The organism is Streptomyces canarius (assembly GCF_014650735.1).
GTDB lineage: Bacteria > Actinomycetota > Actinomycetes > Streptomycetales > Streptomycetaceae > Streptomyces > Streptomyces olivaceoviridis.
In genome coordinates, this window is the sequence record NZ_BMVN01000048.1 from 1 (window position 1) to 16141 (window position 16141).

A 16141-nucleotide genomic window follows, 5' to 3' on the forward strand; every position below is an offset into this window, starting at 1 on the left:
CCGGCACCCCGGCAGGAGAACTCATACAAGATCTAACGACGGACTACCGGCGCAGGACACTAGCTTGATCTCACCTGTTGCAGGAGCTGGAAGGTGGGAATGTTCAAGCAGTGGCGCTGGCGCTGGCGCGGCCGATTGCAGACGATCAGCTTCTCGTTCTTCGGGCAAGGCGCCAGTCTGGAGTTCACTCGGAGTGAGCGCGAGCGGGCAAGATCGATCCTGCTTCGCCTGGAAGATCACCGCGTGCTGCATGCGCCATATGAGCTCGAAGAGGAGGACGGGACTTGGGGCTCGATCGAGGCGCTGCGTGCCTATCTGAACGAGCAGGTCGAACAGTGTGAGTCCGAGGAGCTTCGGGAGCAAGTGCGCGCAATGCGCGCCGCCGTGAGGCAGTGGCTGACTGATGTGGAGTCGGCACGCAGGTTCGCCGAGAGAACGCAAGGAAACGCCTCACCCCGGGATCGGGATCGGATGCAGTGGACATTGGGGCTTCAGGCCCTGGGCCTGTTGCGCGGCCGGGTCGGAGTTGCTGTCGCCGAGATCGGCCGGAAGTTCGACATCCCGATCGACGGTGACCTCGCCCATGTCACGCCGCCTGATGCAGACGCCTCAGAGCGTGGCGCCAGACTGTCGCCGCTGTACTTCGACGACCGGGATTAGCTGCGTCATGGGGGCGAGGCCCCCGGTCCGTTCCGCCCACCACTGCCCGGTCCACAAGATGGGAGTGACGCCCAGGCCCGACCTGCCATGACGATGGCTGCCCCATTGCGACGCTTTGTGCCATCGATGCCGACACCCGGCTTGTGGTCGCTGTCGGCAGGGGCACGGTCATTGCAGACGGCGGCTACCGGGGTGCCGGCCTGGTCATCCCGCACCGTCGCGAGCGCAGGGGAATCGCACGGCCCGCGCCCGCGTCGAGCACGCCCTCGCCCGCTTGGAGGGCCGGAAGATCCTGCTCGACCGCCGCCTGGAAGGCGACGGCGTCCACCATGCCATGCTCGGCCTCGTACGCCTGCACAACTCACCCTGGCCGGGTGACGGTCGAGCGGGGTGGCCCGTCAGCGTCAGCGCACTTCAGATCATTACGGGAGAGCCCTTAGGGTGCCTCCGTGAGCACGTTTACCGAAGAGAACGTCCCCGGCCGGTACGGCCCGCACGCCACCACCGAGGCCGACCCGCGCGAGGTCGGCCGGGTGCGGACCGAGTACTCCCCGGCCCATGACGGCGACCCGGACCCCGGGGAGGTCGTGTGGACCTGGGTGCCGTTCGAGGAGAACGACGGCCGGGGCAAGGACCGCCCGGTGCTGGTGGTGGCCCGGGAGGCCGCCGGCACCCTGCTCGCCGTACAGTTGTCCAGCAAGCGGCACGACGCCGACCGCGAGTGGGTGGCGATCGGGAGCGGACCCTGGGACCGGTCGGGCCGTGATTCGTGGGTGGACGTGGACCGGGTGCTGCGGCTGCACGAGCAGGGCATGCGCCGCGAGGCGTGCGCACTGGACCGCATGCGGTTCAACCTCGTCCGCCAACGCCTGCACGAACGTTACGGCTGGACCTGACCGCCCCCGAGCCCCACGGGCCGTGCCCACGGTCGAGCGCTACGGGCGGGTCCGCCCCCGGACCGAGCCGGCAGCCGGACCCCCCACTCCCGAATCTCCGAAGCCCCGCTACACCCCCACCGACTCCGGGAACGCCCGTTCGAACGCCCCCCGCACCACCGCCCCCGGCGTCCGGTCCAGCACACCGAACACCACGTGATCGAACGCCCGAGCGAACCGGCCGTCAGGTCCCAGTAGCGTCCGGAAGGCTCCCGCGACCCGCGCCGGGTCGTTCTGGAAGACGCCGCAGCCCCAGGCGCCGAGCACCAGCCGCCGGTAACCGTGGGCGGCGGCCGTCTCCAGGACGCGTCCGGCCCGTACGGCCAGGGCTGCCGGGAGCGCGGCGGCCCGCTCCGGCGCCGTTCGCCGGATCACCCCCGCGTTGGGGGCGGCGGCCGTCAGGAAGCCCGCGTGGTACGGCTCGGGGAGCAGCCGGCCCCGGTCGTCGCGGAAGACGGGGACGGCCGGGGAATGGATCACGCGGTCCGAGTAGAACGGATCGCGGTCGGTGCGGTGATGGTCGTAGAAGGCGCGGGCCGTCAGCAGGCAGGTGTACAGCGCGGAGGCGCGACACAGGGCCTCCTCCTGCGCCTGCGCGCCGTTGAGGTAACCGCCGCCGGGATTACGGGCGGAGGCGAAGTTCAGGACGGCGACGGGGGCGTCGGCGAGCCTGCGGGCCGCCTCCAGGCTGCTCTCGCCGGTGACCTCGACCGCCAACTCGGTTCCGCTTGCCGGTGTCACCGGCACCGGGGCGGGGCCGTACATCCGGGTGCCCGCCCGCGCGGCCTGCACCGATTCGGCGAGTGACACCTCCCGGCCGTCCGACGCGCAATACCGGCCCGCGGCCACGATACGTTCCGTTTCCTCGGCGATCCCGCGCAGGCGCGCGCTCACGGCGCCACCCCCGTGGGCGCCACGACCGCGGCCCGCGCGGTCTCCCCCGTCGTGCTCATGCACGCATCCTGGGCGATGCTGGTGATGCGGTGCAACGGAGTTTCCCGGCTCCGCAACGGCCCGGAAACACACAAGGAAACGGAAGTGACGGATCCGGAACGTCCCCGCTGGCACTCTTGTGCGAATCGGTGCGAAGGTCTTGGGTGGAACGAGTGCCACGGGCCGGGACGCTGGGCCCGTGGCATGGTGGAATCTCAGGAGGATCCCGACATGTCTCATGTACAGAGCGACGGTGGTGACTGTACGGAGCACCGCACCGCCGTCACCGAGGCCGAGGTGGAGGCCCTGGTCCGGGGCATCTGCTTCAAGACCGGACCGCCCCGCACCCTCGGTGTCGAGCTGGAGTGGCTCGTCCACCCGCTGGAGCTGCCGCAGCTCCCGGTCACACCCGAACGACTCGAAGCGGCCTACGCCACCGTGCGGGCCGTACCCCTGGGATCGGCGCTCACCGTCGAACCCGGCGGCCAGCTGGAGCTGAGCTCGCCGCCCGCCGCCTCCCTGATGGAGTGCGTCGACACCGTCTCCGCCGACCTGGACGCCGTCCGGGCCGTGCTGGCCCAGGACGGTCTCGGCCTCGCGGGCATCGGTCACGATCCCTGGCACCCGCCCCGCAGATTCCTGCGCGAGCCCCGTTACGACGCCATGGAGACCTGCCTGGACCGCACCGGTCCGGCCGGCCGGCACATGATGTGCGCCTCGGCGTCCGTCCAGGTCTGCGTGGACGCCGGACAGGAGGAGCCGGGCCCGCTGGGGCACGCCCGGCGCTGGTGGCTGGCGCACCAGCTGGGCGCGGTCCTGGTGGCCGCGTTCGCCAACTCGCCGCTGATCGGCGGCCGCCCCACGGGCTGGCAGTCCGCACGGCAGCTGATATGGACGGAGATAGGTGCCGGCCGGGCCGGCGCTCCCCCGCCGAACGGCGAGCCGCGGGCCGCCTGGGCCCGGCACGTGCTGGACGCGCCCGTGATGTGCGTGCGCCGGGACAGCGGACCGTGGGAGGTGCCCGAGGGGCTCACCTTCCGGGAGTGGACCCGCTCCGGTTCGCCCCGGCCGCCCACCCGGGCGGACCTCGACTACCACCTCACCACGCTGTTCCCGCCGGTCCGGCCGCGCGGCCATCTGGAGCTGCGGATGATCGACGCCCAGCCCGGCGAGGACGGCTGGATCGTGCCGCTCGCGGTGACGGCGGCGCTGTTCGACGACCCGGAGGCCGCCGAGACCGCCTACCGGACCGTGAAACCACTGGCCGAACGGGCCCTTGACCTCCCGGCCCCGCACAACCCCCTGTGGGTCGACGCGGCCCGGTCCGGGCTCGCCGACCCGGAGCTGCGCGAGGCCGCCGACGTCTGTTTCGCGGCGGCCCTGGACGCGCTGCCCCGGCTCGGCGCCACCACCCGGGTCACCGACGCCGTGGCCGCGTACCGGGACCGCTATGTCGCCCGGGGCCGCTGCCCGGCCGACGACCTGCTGGACCGGCTGCCCGTGACCGCCCCGCCCTCGTCCGGGTCCGGCCCGGCCGGAACCCGCACCGCCCGCGGGAGGAAGGACATCCGTACATGACCGCCCCCGAGACCGACATCGAGACCCAGACGGCCGAGACGGACGCCGAGGCGCTGCGGGAGCGCGCGCTGGCCTCCCTCACCACCGCCCGCGACCGCACCACGCTGCTGACCTCCTGCGTCGACGAACCGGACCTCACCGCCCAGCACTCGCCGCTGATGTCCCCACTGGTGTGGGACCTGGCACACATCGGCAACCAGGAGGAGCTGTGGCTGCTGCGGGCGGTCGGCGGCCGGGAGGCGATGCGGCCCGAGATCGACAGCCTGTACGACGCCTTCGAGCACCCGCGGTCCGAGCGCCCCACCCTGCCGCTGCTGCCGGCCGCCGAGGCCCGCCGGTACGCGGCCGAGGTGCGCGGCCGGGCGCTGGACCTGCTCCAGGCAGCGGACTTCCACGGCACCCGGCTGACCGAGGCCGGCTTCGCCTTCGGCATGATCGCCCAGCACGAACAGCAGCACGACGAGACCATGCTGATCACCCACCAGCTCCGCAAGGGCCCGCAGGCGCTGACCGCCCCGGACCCGGAGCCGGTCCCGTTCTTCACCGGGCCGGCCGAAGTCCTCGTCCCCGGCGGCCCGTTCACCATGGGCACCTCCAGTGAGCCCTGGGCGCTGGACAACGAGCGCCCGGCGCACCCGCGCGAGGTGGCGCCGTTCTGGATCGACACGACCCCGGTGACGAACGCGGCGTACCAGGCGTTCATGGAGGACGGCGGCTACGACACCGAGCGCTGGTGGTCGCCGGAGGGCTGGGCGCACATCAGGCAGCACGCCATAGCCGCCCCGCTGTTCTGGCGGCGGGACGGCGGCCAGTGGCTGCGGCGCCGGTTCGGGATCACGGAACCGGTCCCGCCCGACGAGCCGGTGCTGCACGTGTGCTGGTACGAGGCGGACGCCTACGCCCGTTGGGCCGGGCGGCGGCTGCCCACCGAGACGGAGTGGGAGAAGGCGGCCCGCTTCGACCCGGCCACCGGCCGCTCGCGGCGCTACCCGTGGGGGGACGCCGACCCGGCGCCGGAACACGCCAACCTGGGCCAGCGGCACCTCAGGCCCGCTCCCGCCGGGAGCTACCCGGCCGGTGCCTCGCCGCTCGGCGTCCGGCAGCTGATCGGTGACGTGTGGGAGTGGACGGCGAGCGACTTCCTGCCGTACCCGGGCTTTCGCGCCTTCCCGTACAAGGAGTACTCGGAGGTGTTCTTCGGCCCCGAGCACAAGGTGCTGCGCGGTGGTTCGTTCGCCGTGGACCCGGTGGCCTGCCGGGGCACCTTCCGCAACTGGGACTACCCGATCCGCCGGCAGATCTTCTCCGGGTTCCGCACCGCCCGCTCGGAGGCGGTCTGATGTGCCGTCACCTCGCCTACCTGGGCCCCGAGGAACCGCTCGGCCGGGTCCTCGTGGAACCCCCGCACAGTCTGTTCCGCCAGTCGTGGGCGCCGCGCCGGCAGCGGTACGGCACGGTCAACGCCGATGGTTTCGGGGTCGGCTGGTACGCCTCGCAGGACCCGGTACCGGCACGCTACCGGCGGGCCGGGCCGATCTGGGCCGACCTGTCCTTCGCCGACCTGTCCCGGGTGGTGCGCTCGGGCGCCGTGCTCGCGGCCGTCCGGGACGCGACCTTCGCGGGGGCGGACGCCGAGGCCGCCGCGGCGCCGTTCGCGTCCGGGCGGTGGCTGTTCAGTCACAACGGCGCGGTCGCGGGCTGGCCGGACGCGGCGGCGCCCCTGGTGTCCGCGCTGCCACCGGTCGAGCTGCTCTCGCTCCAGGCCCGTAACGACTCGGCGTTCGTCTGGGCACTGGTCCTGCACCGGCTGCGCAGCGGCGACGAAGCGGACCAGGCCATGGGAGAAACGGTTCGCCAGCTGGCGTGGGCGGCCCCTGCCTCCCGCCTCAACCTGCTGCTGACCGACGGAGCCACGATCACGGCCACCGCCTGGGGCGACTCGCTCTGGTACCGCACGGAGCCCGGCCGGAGCACGGTCGTCGCCTCCGAGCCGTACGACGACGACCCGCTCTGGCGGGAGGCCCCCGACCGCACCGTGCTCACCGCGAGCCGCGCCGGCGTGCTGCTCGCCCCGCTGGAGGACCCGGCGGCCTCGCCCGCGCTCGGCTCCGCCCGAGCGGGGGCACCCCGATCACCGAAGGAGCCCTGCCGTTGAGCCCCCTGCACGTCACCCGCACGCTCCCCGAGGACGCGACGGACGCCGCGCTGCGCGCCGACGTCCTGCGCGGCCTCACCGCCACTCCCAAGTGGCTGCCGCCCAAGTGGTTCTACGACGCCCGCGGCAGCGAGCTGTTCGAGCGGATCACCGAACTGCCCGAGTACTACCCCACGCGCGCCGAACGCGAGATCCTCGCCGCCCGGTCCGGTGAGATCGCCGCCGCGAGCGGTGCCCGCACCCTGGTCGAACTGGGCTCGGGCTCCTCGGAGAAGACCCGCTACCTGATCGACGCGCTCCCCCTCTCGGCGTACGTCCCGGTCGACGTCAGCGAGAGCGCCCTCACCCAGGCCGGCGGGGCCCTGATCGAGGAGCGCCCCGACCTCGAAGTCCACGCGCTGATCGCCGACTTCACCGCCCCGCTGACCCTGCCCGCCACACCGGGGCCCCGGCTGGTGGCCTTCCTCGGCGGCACGATCGGCAACCTGCTGCCCGTCGAACGCGCGGGGTTCCTCGCCTCGGTGCGGGCGCTGCTCGCACCGGGCGACGGACTGCTGCTCGGCACGGACCTGGTGAAGGACGAACGGGTGCTGGTCCGGGCGTACGACGACGCGGCCGGGGTGACGGCCGCGTTCAACAAGAACGTGCTGGCCGTGGTCGACCGCGAACTGGGCGCCGACTTCGACCCGGACGCGTTCGACCACGTGGCCCTGTGGGACGCCGAGCGGGAGTGGATCGAGATGCGGCTGCGCTCCCGTACCGGGCAGACCGTGAAGGTGCCCGCGCTGGATCTCGCCGTGGACTTCGCGGCGGGCGAGGAGCTGCGCACCGAGGTGTCGGCCAAGTTCCGCAAGGAGGGCGTGACCGGAGAACTGGCCGCGGCAGGCCTGGAGCTGACCCACTGGTGGACGGACGCCGAGGGCCGGTTCGCGCTGTCGCTGAGCATGGCGCGGTGAGCCGGGTGCGCCCGGTCAGCCCACGTTCGGGGCGAGCGCCTCGGTGATCTCGCGTGAGGCGCGGCGGGCCTCGGTCGCCGGGTCCGCGCCGCCCAGCACCCGGGTCATGTACTCCTTGATCGGGTTGTCGGCCTCCACGTCGGCCCACTGAGGGGTGTTGGGGGTCGCCCGGCCGTGTGCCGCGCCCGCGGCCATGGCGGCGACCCCCTCCTCGCCCCCGACCGCGTCGGCCAGCGTGGTCTTGTTGGGCACGTAGTTCATGGCGCGGGCGAGCTCGGTGTCCCACTTGGCGCCGGTGAGCGCCCCGACGACGGCGGTCGCGGCGAACTGGTCGTCGGTGTTGCGCGGGACGACCAGGTCCGAGCCGCCGGTGAAGACCGTGCCGGGCCGCCCGGCGGTCCGGCCGGGCACGGGGAAGAAGCCGAGCTTGTCCTTCAGGCCCGGGTTCTGCCGGACGACCGCCTGGGCGAGCCCGGGTACGGCGACGATCTGCGCGACCTTGCCGCCGGCGAACACCCCGGCCTGGGGCGGGTGTTCCTCGTCGGCGTCCACGGGCCCCTCGCCCAGCGCCTGGAGCCGGCGGTAGAAGTCCATGCCGCGCAGTGCGGCCGGGGTGTCCAGGGTGCCCTGCCACTCGTAGTCCTTCTCCCGGGCGAGGTCGCCCCCCTCGTCCCAGATGAAGCCGGAGAGCGTGTACCAGTCCTGTCCGGCGAGGTAGATGCCCTGGTTGCCGCCGGAGTCGAGCTTCTCGGTGGCGGCGAGCCATGCGTCGCGGGTCTTCGGCGGGCTGGTGACGCCGGCCTGCTCGAACAGGTCCTTGCGGTAGATGACGACGCGGTTGGCGGCGTACCACGGGATGCCGTACTGCTTGTTTCCGTCCTTGCCGGGCTCGGCGAGACCGGGCAGCCACTTCTCCTTGCCCCAGTCCCGCATCGACTCCAGGGTCAGGTCCGCGAGCCGGCCGCCGTCCGCGTACAGCGGCACCTGGGTGTTGCCGACCTCGATGACGTCGGGGCCGTCGCCGGAGCCGGCCTTGAGCGCGCCGCGGACCTTGTCCACGATGCCGGTCCACTCCTGGATGCGGATGTCCAGCCGCAGGTCCTCGTGGGTGCGTTCGAAGTCCTCGGTGAACCGCCGCAGGAACTCCCCGGAGGCGCTGCCCTTCATCAGCCACACGGTCACGGTCTTGCGGTCGTGGTCGCCGGGGAGCATCCCGCAGCCGCTGACGAGCGAACCGGTGACGCAGATGAGGGCGAGCAGACGACGTCTCACGAGGGGTCCTGTTCTGTCTGGCGAGAGTGCTGGGACAGGGGTGGGGGCCCGACGTGGGGGGACGAGCGCGCGGCTCGTACGGGTGTTCCGGATTTTGGTATGGACCAATGCGGAGGTCAAGGGCCGGACCCCGGCCGGCCCGCGACGCCGTGCGCGCGGAGCGCCGATACGGCACGGTGGAGTACGGCGTGACACGAGAGGAGCACCGCATGTCGAACCACACCTACCGGGTCACCGAGATCGTCGGCACCTCGCACGAGGGCGTCGACCAGGCCATCCGCAACGGCATCGCCCGCGCCGACCAGACGCTGCGCAACCTGGACTGGTTCGAGGTGACGCAGGTCCGCGGCCAGATCGAGAACGGCAGGATCGAGCACTACCAGGTGGGCCTGAAAGTCGGCTTCCGCCTGGAGGACGGCGACTGAGCCCGTCCGCTCGCGCCCTGCTCAGGTACGTCCTTCCCGCTCCTGCACCTCTTGCAGGGCGGCCGACTTCGCGGCCCAGCGGGCCCGTACGACGGTGAAACCGGCCCGCTCGGCGTCGTCGCAGACCAGTTCGTCGTCGTCCACGACCACCCGGACCTCCCGGTCCCGGGCGAGCCGGCGCAGGATCTCCAGCTTGGTGAACCGCGCCGGCCTGCGGTCGGCGGCGCGCCGCATGTGCACGCGCCCCGCCGGGAGCCCGTGGGCCGCGAGCCACTCCAGCGTGTCGCGGCGGCACCGCTCGGGGCGGCCGGTGAGGTAGACGACCTCGCAGGCGCGGGCGCTCTCCACGGCCAGCGCCACGCCCTCGGCGATCGGCGGGTCCTGGGGCGCGGCGGCGAAGAACGCGTCCCAGTTCCGCGGCCGGCCCTCCAGGAAGTGCTGGCGGTGGGCGGTGTCGGCAAGCGTGTTGTCGAGGTCGAACACGGCGAGCGGGCGCTTGCTGCTGTCGGTCACACCGACCACCCTAACCAGGCCCCGGCCGGCCGTACGGTGCGTACCCGCGCACCCACCGGGGGTGGCCGCGGGAATCCCGGGCCTGCCACGGCGTTGGACCCTGTTGTGAGCAGCACACTGATCAGCCGGACCCGGTTCTCCGTCCTCGACCGCTCCCGCACCCGCGAGGGCCACCCGCCCGCCGAGGCGCTGCGGGACACCGTCGCGCTGGCGCGCGAGGTGGAGGCGCTCGGCTACCACCGGTTCTGGGTGTCCGAGCACCACGGCGTGCCGGGTGTCGCCGGCTCCGCGCCGACCGTGCTCGCCGCCGCGGTCGCCGCCGCCACCCGCACCGTCCGGGTCGGCACCGGCGGGGTCATGCTGCCCAACCACCAACCCCTGGTCGTCGCCGAGCAGTTCGGGGTGCTGGAGGCCCTGTTCCCGGGCCGTGTCGACATGGGGCTCGGCCGCTCCGTCGGCTTCACGGACGGGGTGCGCAGGGCGCTCGGCCGGGACAAGGGCGACGCGGAGGACTTCGCGGCCCAGCTCGGCGAGTTGCTGGACTGGTTCACGGGCAGTTCGCCGACCGGGGTGCACGCCCGCCCCGCGGAGGGGCTGACCGTGCCGCCGTTCGTGCTGGCCATGGGCGAGGGCGCGCGCATCGCGGCCCGCGCGGGCCTGCCCATGGTCATCGGAGACCTGCGGGACCGTGCGAAGATGCTGCGCGGCATCGACCAGTACCGCTCCCTGTTCCGCCCCTCCCGCTGGGCGTCCGAGCCGTACGTCGTGATCTCCGGCACGGTGGCGGTCGCCGGCACCGAGGCCGAGGCGCGCCGGCTGCTGGTCCCCGAGGCCTGGGCGATGGCGTACTCCCGTACGCACGGCACCTTCCCGCCGCTCGCCCCCGCCGGGGCGGTCGAGGCCCGCGCGATGACCGCGAAGGAACGGGACCTCTACGCGTCCGGACTCGCCGGGCACATCGCGGGCACCGCGGACCAGGTGGCCCACGAGCTGGAGACCGTGCTCGAGGAGACGGGCGCCGAGGAGGTGCTCGTCACCACCAGCACCTACGACCGTACGGCCCTGCTCGACTCCCACCGGCGGCTCGCCGCGCTCTTCGCGCCGGTCAGGTGACCCGCCCGAGATGCGAACCCGGCCCGGGCCGGTGACCCTGGGAGGGCGAACCCCTAACGACGAGGAGGGCTGCCATGTCCCTCAAGGACAAGATCAAGGGCATGCTCAAGGGCCGTGAGGGTATGGCCGACAAGGGCATCGACAAGGGCGGCGACTACATCGACGAGCGCACCGGGAACAAGTACCGGTCGCAGGTCGACACCGGCCAGGACAAACTGCGCGACGAGTTCGGCACCCGGCCGCAGGACCGGGACAACCCCCCGCAGGTCTAGCGCGCGGGGGCGGTTAGAGTATCCCCCCGATGCACAGCCCCCATGATCCGTACGTCCGCGTCCGCGGCGCCCGCGAGCACAACCTCAAGGGCGTCGACGTGGACATCCCCCGGGACGTCCTCGCCGTCTTCACCGGCGTCTCCGGCTCGGGCAAGTCGTCCCTGGCGTTCGGCACGGTCTACGCCGAGGCGCAGCGGCGGTACTTCGAGTCGGTCGCCCCGTACGCGCGCCGGCTGATCCACCAGGTGGGGGCGCCCAAGGTCGGCGAGATCACCGGGCTGCCGCCCGCGGTCTCGCTCCAGCAGCGCCGCTCCGCCCCCGGCTCGCGCTCCTCGGTGGGCACGGTCACCAACCTCTCCAATTCGCTGCGCATGCTGTTCTCGCGCGCCGGCGCCTACCCGCCCGGCGCCGAGCGGCTGGACTCGGACGCGTTCTCGCCGAACACGGCGGCCGGTGCCTGCCCCACGTGCCACGGCCTCGGGCAGGTGCACGAGACCACCGAGGAGCTGCTGGTCCCGGACCCCTCGCTGACCATCCGGGAGGGCGCCGTCGCGGCCTGGCCGGGCGCCTGGCAGGGCAAGAACCTGCGGGACATCCTGGACACGCTCGGTCACGACGTGGACCGGCCCTGGCGCGAACTGCCCGCGCGTGAGCGCGAGTGGATCCTGTTCACCGACGAGCAGCCGGTGGTCACCGTCCACCCGGTCCGGGACGCCGACCGCATCCAACGGCCGTACCAGGGCACCTACATGAGCGCCCGCCGGTACGTCCTGAAGACGTTCTCCGACACCAAGTCGCCGACCCTGCGGGCGAAGGCGGAGCGCTTCCTGGCCAGCGCGCCCTGTCCCGCCTGCGGGGGCAGCCGGCTGCGGCCCGAGGCCCTCGCGGTGACGTTCGGCGGGCGGACCATCGCCGAGCTGGCCGCGCTGCCGCTGACCGACCTCGCGGGACTGCTCGACGGCGGCACCGGGACGGAGACGGCCCGGGTGCTCACGGCCGACCTCATGTCCCGGATCGCGCCGGTGGTCGAGCTGGGGCTCGGCTATCTCAGCCTGGACCGGGCCGCCCCCACCCTCTCGGCGGGCGAGCTGCAACGGCTGCGGCTCGCCACGCAGTTGCGGTCCGGGCTGTTCGGCGTGGTGTACGTGCTGGACGAGCCGTCCGCGGGGCTGCACCCGGCGGACACCGAGGCCCTGCTGACCGTGCTGGACCGGCTGAAGGCGGCCGGGAACTCGGTGTTCGTGGTGGAGCACCACCTGGAGGTGGTGCGCGGCGCCGACTGGGTGGTCGACGTGGGCCCCGGCGCGGGCGAGCACGGCGGGCGGGTGCTGTACAGCGGGCCGGTCGCCGAGCTGGCCTCGGTCGAGGAGTCGGCGACGGCCGTGTTCCTCTTCGACGAGTCGCCCGGTCCGCCGCGCGAAGTCCGCCCACCGCGGAGCTGGTTGACGGTGGGCCCGGTGACCCGGCACAACCTGCGGGAGGTGACGGCACGGTTCCCGCTCGGCGCGTTCACCGCGGTGACCGGTGTCTCCGGCTCCGGCAAGTCCACGCTGATCGGCGAGTTGACGGAGGACCTGGACGGCGTCGAGCGGCTGGTCCGCGTCGACCAGAAGCCCATCGGGCGCACCCCGCGCTCCAACCTGGCCACCTACACCGGCCTGTTCGACGTCGTACGGAAGGTGTTCGCCGGCACCGAGGAGGCGCGGGAGCGCGGGTACGGCGTCGGGCGGTTCTCGTTCAACGTGGCCGGTGGGCGCTGCGAGACCTGCCAGGGCGAGGGGTTCGTCAGCGTGGAACTGCTGTTCCTGCCGAGCACCTACGCGCCCTGCCCGGACTGCGGCGGCGCCCGCTACAACCCCGAGACGCTCCAGGTGACGTACCGGGGACGGACCATCGCCGACGTGCTCGACCTGACCGTGGAGGCCGCAGCGGAGTTCTTCGCGGACTCCCCCGCCGCCGCCCGCAGCCTCGGCACCCTGTTGGACGTGGGCCTCGGCTATCTGCGGCTCGGCCAGCCGGCGACCGAGCTGTCCGGCGGGGAGGCGCAGCGGATCAAGCTGGCGAGCGAGCTCCAGCGCGGGCGCCGGGGCCACACCCTGTACCTGCTGGACGAGCCGACGACCGGTCTGCACCCGGCCGATGTGGAGGTCCTGATGGACCGGTTGCACGGGCTGGTCGACGCCGGGCACACCGTCGTCGTGGTGGAGCACGACATGACGGTGGTGGCGGGCGCGGACTGGGTGATCGACCTGGGTCCGGGCGGCGGCGACCGGGGCGGCCGGATCGTGACGGTCGGCCCGCCGGACCGGGTGTCCCGCGCCGAGGGCAGCGCGACGGCGCCCTATCTGGCACGGGTCATGCCCTGAGCCCCGGGTCGCTGCCGGTTCCTGCTGACGGACCGGCCACCCCGCACCGGGCCCGGCGCAGCCGGACCCAACTGGCCGTGCGGGCCCTCCAGCGCGCTCGCGACCAGCGCCGCGTGGGTCCAGGCCGGTTCGGGCGCGGCCGGCTGGGCCGCGTGGGCGAGGGCGCGGCGGTCGGGGTGGGCGCCGGGCGGGATCACCGGCCGGACCTCCACCTCGGCGACCAGGCCGCGGGCCCGGGCCACCCGCCACAGGGAGGCCAGCAGGGTGTCCTCGCCGACGAAGGCCGCCGTGGTGCCGGGCCCGCCGTCCTGCCACCGGTAGCGCAGGCCGACCGGCTGGACGGGCACGCCCGCGTCGAGCGCGGCCTGGAAGACGGCCCGGCGGAAACGGCCGTGGGCGCGCCCGCACCAGGTGCTGCCCTCGGGGAACGCGGCCACGGCCGCGCCCGCGCGCAGGGCGCCGGCGATCTCGGCGACCGTGCCGGGCAGGGCGCGCAGCCGGTCCCGTTCGATGAACAGGCTCCCGCCGCGCGCGGCCAGCGCGCCCGCCAGGGGCCACCGCCGGACCTCGGTCTTGGCGAGCATCCGGGCCGGGCGGACGGCGGTGAGCAGCGGGACGTCCAGCCACGAGACGTGGTTGGCGACCAGCAGCAGTCCGCCGGCCGGCGGGGCGGCGCCGGTGATCCGGACCCGGACCCCGATGGCCCGCACGATCATCCGGCACCACCGCCCGACCCACTCGGCGGGGATCCTCCCGCCGAGCGGGCACAGCACGATCCCGGCCAGCAGCAGCACGGCGACCGCGGTCAGCCGCAGCACGGCACGGGGTACGGCCGCGGCGGCCCGGACCGGCTCCAGGCAGGCGCCCGGGGTGCAGGGCGCGGTGGGCAGCCAGACACTCATCAGGCCGGGACGAGGGAGAGGAAGTGCCGCAGGTAGCGCGGGTCGACCCGGCGCATCGACAGCAGGACGTACAGGTCGGCGACCCCGAAGTCGGGGTCGTGCGCGGGTTCGCCGCACACCCAGGCGCCCAGCCGGAGGTAGCCGCGCAGCAGGGCGGGGAGTTCGGTGCGGGCGGCGGGGGCCGCGGTGTTCGGGGTCCACGGCAGCAGCGGCCGGACCCGGAACTCCTCGGGCGCCAGGTGCTTGTTCCGGACCCGCTCCCAGGTGCCGGTGGCGAGGGCGCCGCCGTCGGCGAGGGGCACCGAGCAGCAGCCCGCCAGCCACTCGTGGCCCCGGTCGGTCATGTAGCGGGCGATGCCGGCCCAGATCAGGCCGATGACGGTGCCGTCGCGGTGGTCGGGGTGGACGCAGGAGCGGCCGACCTCGACCAGGCCGGGCCGGATCGCGTCCAGCGCGGCCAGGTCGAACTCGCCCTCGGAGTAGAGCCGGCCGGCGACCGCGGCCCGCTCCGGCGGCAGCAGCCGGTAGGTGCCGACGACCTGCCCGGTCACCTCCTCGCGCACGAGCAGGTGGTCGCAGTAGGCGTCGAAGGCGTCGATGTCGTGTCCCGGCTCGGCGGTGGCCAGCAGGGCCCCCATCTCCCCGGCGAAGACGTCGTGCCGCAGCCGCTGGGCGGCACGCACGTCGGCCTCGTCGCGGGCGAGGGTGACGGTGTAGCGGGTGGGGGCCGCGGGCTGCGGGGGACGGTCGAGGGTGGAAACGCCGGTCATGGCTCTCTCCTGGGCACGGGCCGGGTCGGCGACGAAGGAGGCGGGCCTGGTGCGTACGGTCCGCCGCTCCTGTTCTTCCGAGGCCGGTTGGCGTGCGCGTGACCGGTGCCGGGAGAGGGGATGTGGGGGTGGTGAACGCCGGGGTCCGACGGGGGCCGGCCGTCCTCGGCCAGGCGATCCCGGCCCAGGCGATCCCGGCACAGGCGTTCTCGGTCAGGCGTTCTCGGTCAGCCGTCCATGGTCACGCGTCCTGGCTCACGCGTCCTTGCTCACGCACCCGGCGAGCAGGCGCCCGGCCTCCGCCTCGCCGAGCACCCGCTCCAGGACGAGGTCGCCCGTCATGTGCGGGAAGAACCGGCCGGCGGGCCAGCTCCGCTCGTACGGCGGCGGGTCCAGGACGAGCAGCCGTACGCCGTCCACGGCGGGGATGTCCGAGGGGGTGCCCTCGTTCCACACCCAGTCGCCGGACGGGGTGACAAGGTTGAAGGAGCCGGTGGTGTCCAGTTGTCCGGGCTGGTCCCGGCAGACGGCCGCCTCCTCGGCGGAGGGGGCGCGGCCGGGCAGGTGGCCGCCGCCGATCAGCACGTCGGCGAGCAGGGTGTGCAGCTGGAAGTTGTCGCCGATACCGCTCATGCGCAAGGCGTACCCGGTGCCGGTGGGGCGGTCCAGCACGATCAGCGGTTCGTCGTCCAGGACGAGCAGGGCGTAGGCCAGGCACTTGAAGGCGTGCCCGGATGCCTCCTCCACCGAGCGCAGGGTCCGCAGCAGGCGGGCGCGCGCGCCGGCGTCGAGGGCGGTGCGGACGGCGGCGTGGTTGAGCATGGCGACGGAGGCCATCTCCCACTGGTGCAGGGTGAGCCAGGCCACGGCCGCGTCCTCCCCGACCCGGTCGAAGAGGTCCGTGGCGGGTTCCTCGGCCTCCGGGTCCGGAAGTTCTCCGCCGCCGGTCGCCTCCCACCGCTCGCAGGCCTCCCGCGCGCCGTCGAGCGTCTCGGCGAGCCCGGCGAGGACGCGCGGCCCGCACGCGGAGGCGTCGGCACCGCGCTCGACGCACGCGCCGACGATCACGGCGACGGTGGCGCGGGGGCCGGGTGGCACCTCGTCGAGTATGCCGGCGAGCCGTGGCCCGGCCTGGAGGAGTTCCTGGTCGGCCGCGTCACCGAAGAACCGGTGCATGTCCTGGAAGTACTGTTGCGAGCGGCCGGCGTCCCGTTCGCGGACAGCGGCCTCGAAACCGGCAGCGGCGTCGCGGAACCGCTCCCTCCCCTTGTTCCCGAAGATCATGCGCGGA

General features: G+C 73.6%; 16 protein-coding genes and 1 pseudogene. 11 read left to right on the forward strand and 6 right to left on the reverse strand.

All coding sequences use genetic code 11. The features are described 5' to 3' along the window. Nucleotides 1-99 precede the first annotated feature (99 nt). From IE294_RS38575 to IE294_RS38585, 3 genes and pseudogenes are all read left to right on the forward strand, one after another. Entirely contained in the window at nt 100-660 is a 561-nt protein-coding gene (locus IE294_RS38575) for a DUF6650 family protein (protein ID WP_189894018.1), read from the forward strand. 122 nt (nt 661-782) lie between these two features. Next, nucleotides 783-1021, forward strand: a pseudogene (locus IE294_RS38580) (IS5/IS1182 family transposase); the annotation flags it as partial. 88 nt (nt 1022-1109) lie between these two features. Then, nucleotides 1110-1556, forward strand: coding sequence for a type II toxin-antitoxin system PemK/MazF family toxin (locus IE294_RS38585; protein WP_189894020.1), 447 nt, complete (start codon nt 1110-1112; stop codon nt 1554-1556). Nucleotides 1557-1664: 108 nt separating this feature from the next. On the opposite strand, the gene IE294_RS38590 is transcribed toward IE294_RS38585, so the two are convergent. Beyond that, entirely contained in the window at nt 1665-2489 is an 825-nt protein-coding gene (locus IE294_RS38590; protein WP_189894022.1) for a TIGR02452 family protein, read from the reverse strand. 270 nt (nt 2490-2759) lie between these two features. Here IE294_RS38590 and egtA point away from each other — a divergent pair, with 270 nt between their 5' ends. Genes egtA through egtD form a run of 4 tightly spaced genes read left to right on the forward strand, consistent with a single transcriptional unit; the run spans nt 2760 to nt 7217 of the window. Then, nucleotides 2760-4106 carry an ergothioneine biosynthesis glutamate--cysteine ligase EgtA gene (gene egtA, locus IE294_RS38595; RefSeq protein ID WP_189894023.1) on the forward strand — a complete coding sequence of 449 codons (1347 nt, stop codon included), beginning with the start codon at nt 2760-2762 and terminating at the stop codon, nt 4104-4106. Continuing rightward, on the forward strand, nt 4103-5446 hold the full coding sequence (gene egtB / locus IE294_RS38600; protein WP_189894025.1) for an ergothioneine biosynthesis protein EgtB: 1344 nt from the start codon (nt 4103-4105) through the stop codon (nt 5444-5446). The genes egtA and egtB overlap by 4 nt, the downstream gene beginning before the upstream one ends. Beyond that, nucleotides 5446-6261: an ergothioneine biosynthesis protein EgtC gene (gene egtC, locus IE294_RS38605; protein ID WP_189894027.1), complete on the forward strand. Its 816-nt coding sequence runs from the start codon at nt 5446-5448 to the stop codon at nt 6259-6261. The genes egtB and egtC overlap by 1 nt, the downstream gene beginning before the upstream one ends. After that, complete coding sequence (gene egtD / locus IE294_RS38610) at nt 6258-7217, forward strand: L-histidine N(alpha)-methyltransferase (protein ID WP_189894029.1); 960 nt, start codon at nt 6258-6260, stop codon at nt 7215-7217. Before egtC ends, egtD begins: the two co-directional genes overlap by 4 nt. 15 nt (nt 7218-7232) lie before the next feature. Here egtD and IE294_RS38615 read toward each other — a convergent pair whose 3' ends face one another. Beyond that, nucleotides 7233-8489 (reverse strand): extracellular solute-binding protein, encoded by a 1257-nt coding sequence (locus IE294_RS38615; protein ID WP_189894031.1) that lies wholly within the window; start codon nt 8487-8489, stop codon nt 7233-7235. Between the two features lie 209 nt (nt 8490-8698). On the opposite strand from IE294_RS38615, the gene IE294_RS38620 reads away from it, so the two are divergent. After that, entirely contained in the window at nt 8699-8914 is a 216-nt protein-coding gene (locus IE294_RS38620; RefSeq protein WP_014676440.1) for a dodecin, read from the forward strand. A 21-nt stretch (nt 8915-8935) separates the two neighbouring features. Here the strand turns inward: IE294_RS38620 and IE294_RS38625 are convergent, their stop codons facing one another. Further along, a complete protein-coding gene (locus tag IE294_RS38625) occupies nt 8936-9427 on the reverse strand; it encodes a phosphatase domain-containing protein (protein ID WP_189894033.1) in 492 nt (163 codons plus the stop codon). 105 nt (nt 9428-9532) lie between these two features. On the opposite strand from IE294_RS38625, the gene IE294_RS38630 reads away from it, so the two are divergent. The 3 genes from IE294_RS38630 to IE294_RS38640 all read left to right on the forward strand — a co-directional run bounded on the left by IE294_RS38630 (nt 9533) and on the right by IE294_RS38640 (nt 13178). Beyond that, a complete protein-coding gene (locus tag IE294_RS38630; RefSeq protein WP_189894035.1) occupies nt 9533-10540 on the forward strand; it encodes an MsnO8 family LLM class oxidoreductase in 1008 nt (335 codons plus the stop codon). 74 nt (nt 10541-10614) lie between these two features. Then, nucleotides 10615-10812 (forward strand): antitoxin, encoded by a 198-nt coding sequence (locus IE294_RS38635; protein WP_189894037.1) that lies wholly within the window; start codon nt 10615-10617, stop codon nt 10810-10812. Nucleotides 10813-10841: 29 nt separating this feature from the next. Next, entirely contained in the window at nt 10842-13178 is a 2337-nt protein-coding gene (locus IE294_RS38640) for an ATP-binding cassette domain-containing protein (protein WP_189894039.1), read from the forward strand. Here the strand turns inward: IE294_RS38640 and IE294_RS38645 are convergent. The 3 genes from IE294_RS38645 to IE294_RS38655 form a co-directional block, all read right to left on the reverse strand. Beyond that, on the reverse strand, nt 13154-14080 hold the full coding sequence (locus tag IE294_RS38645) for a lysophospholipid acyltransferase family protein (RefSeq protein ID WP_189894041.1): 927 nt from the start codon (nt 14078-14080) through the stop codon (nt 13154-13156). The genes IE294_RS38640 and IE294_RS38645 overlap by 25 nt on opposite strands. Further along, nucleotides 14080-14850 (reverse strand): GNAT family N-acetyltransferase, encoded by a 771-nt coding sequence (locus IE294_RS38650; RefSeq protein ID WP_189894043.1) that lies wholly within the window; start codon nt 14848-14850, stop codon nt 14080-14082. Before IE294_RS38650 ends, IE294_RS38645 begins: the two co-directional genes overlap by 1 nt. A 255-nt stretch (nt 14851-15105) precedes the next feature. Beyond that, nucleotides 15106-16134: a hypothetical protein gene (locus tag IE294_RS38655; RefSeq protein WP_189894045.1), complete on the reverse strand. Its 1029-nt coding sequence runs from the start codon at nt 16132-16134 to the stop codon at nt 15106-15108. Between the last annotated feature and the right edge of the window lie 7 nt (nt 16135-16141).

Bases quoted from the DNA above. Each gene is read 5' to 3' on its own strand.
- egtA (WP_189894023.1), top strand. From the start codon at position 2,760: ATGTCTCATGTACAGAGCGACGGTGGTGACTGTACGGAGCACCGCACC.
- IE294_RS38620 (WP_014676440.1), top strand. From the start codon at position 8,699: ATGTCGAACCACACCTACCGGGTCACCGAGATCGTCGGCACCTCGCAC.
- egtC (WP_189894027.1), top strand. From the start codon at position 5,446: ATGTGCCGTCACCTCGCCTACCTGGGCCCCGAGGAACCGCTCGGCCGG.
- IE294_RS38640 (WP_189894039.1), top strand. From the start codon at position 10,842: ATGCACAGCCCCCATGATCCGTACGTCCGCGTCCGCGGCGCCCGCGAG.
- IE294_RS38655 (WP_189894045.1), bottom strand. From the start codon at position 16,134: ATGATCTTCGGGAACAAGGGGAGGGAGCGGTTCCGCGACGCCGCTGCC.
- egtB (WP_189894025.1), top strand. From the start codon at position 4,103: ATGACCGCCCCCGAGACCGACATCGAGACCCAGACGGCCGAGACGGAC.
- IE294_RS38635 (WP_189894037.1), top strand. From the start codon at position 10,615: ATGTCCCTCAAGGACAAGATCAAGGGCATGCTCAAGGGCCGTGAGGGT.
- IE294_RS38575 (WP_189894018.1), top strand. From the start codon at position 100: ATGTTCAAGCAGTGGCGCTGGCGCTGGCGCGGCCGATTGCAGACGATC.
- IE294_RS38650 (WP_189894043.1), bottom strand. From the start codon at position 14,850: ATGACCGGCGTTTCCACCCTCGACCGTCCCCCGCAGCCCGCGGCCCCC.
- IE294_RS38645 (WP_189894041.1), bottom strand. From the start codon at position 14,080: ATGAGTGTCTGGCTGCCCACCGCGCCCTGCACCCCGGGCGCCTGCCTG.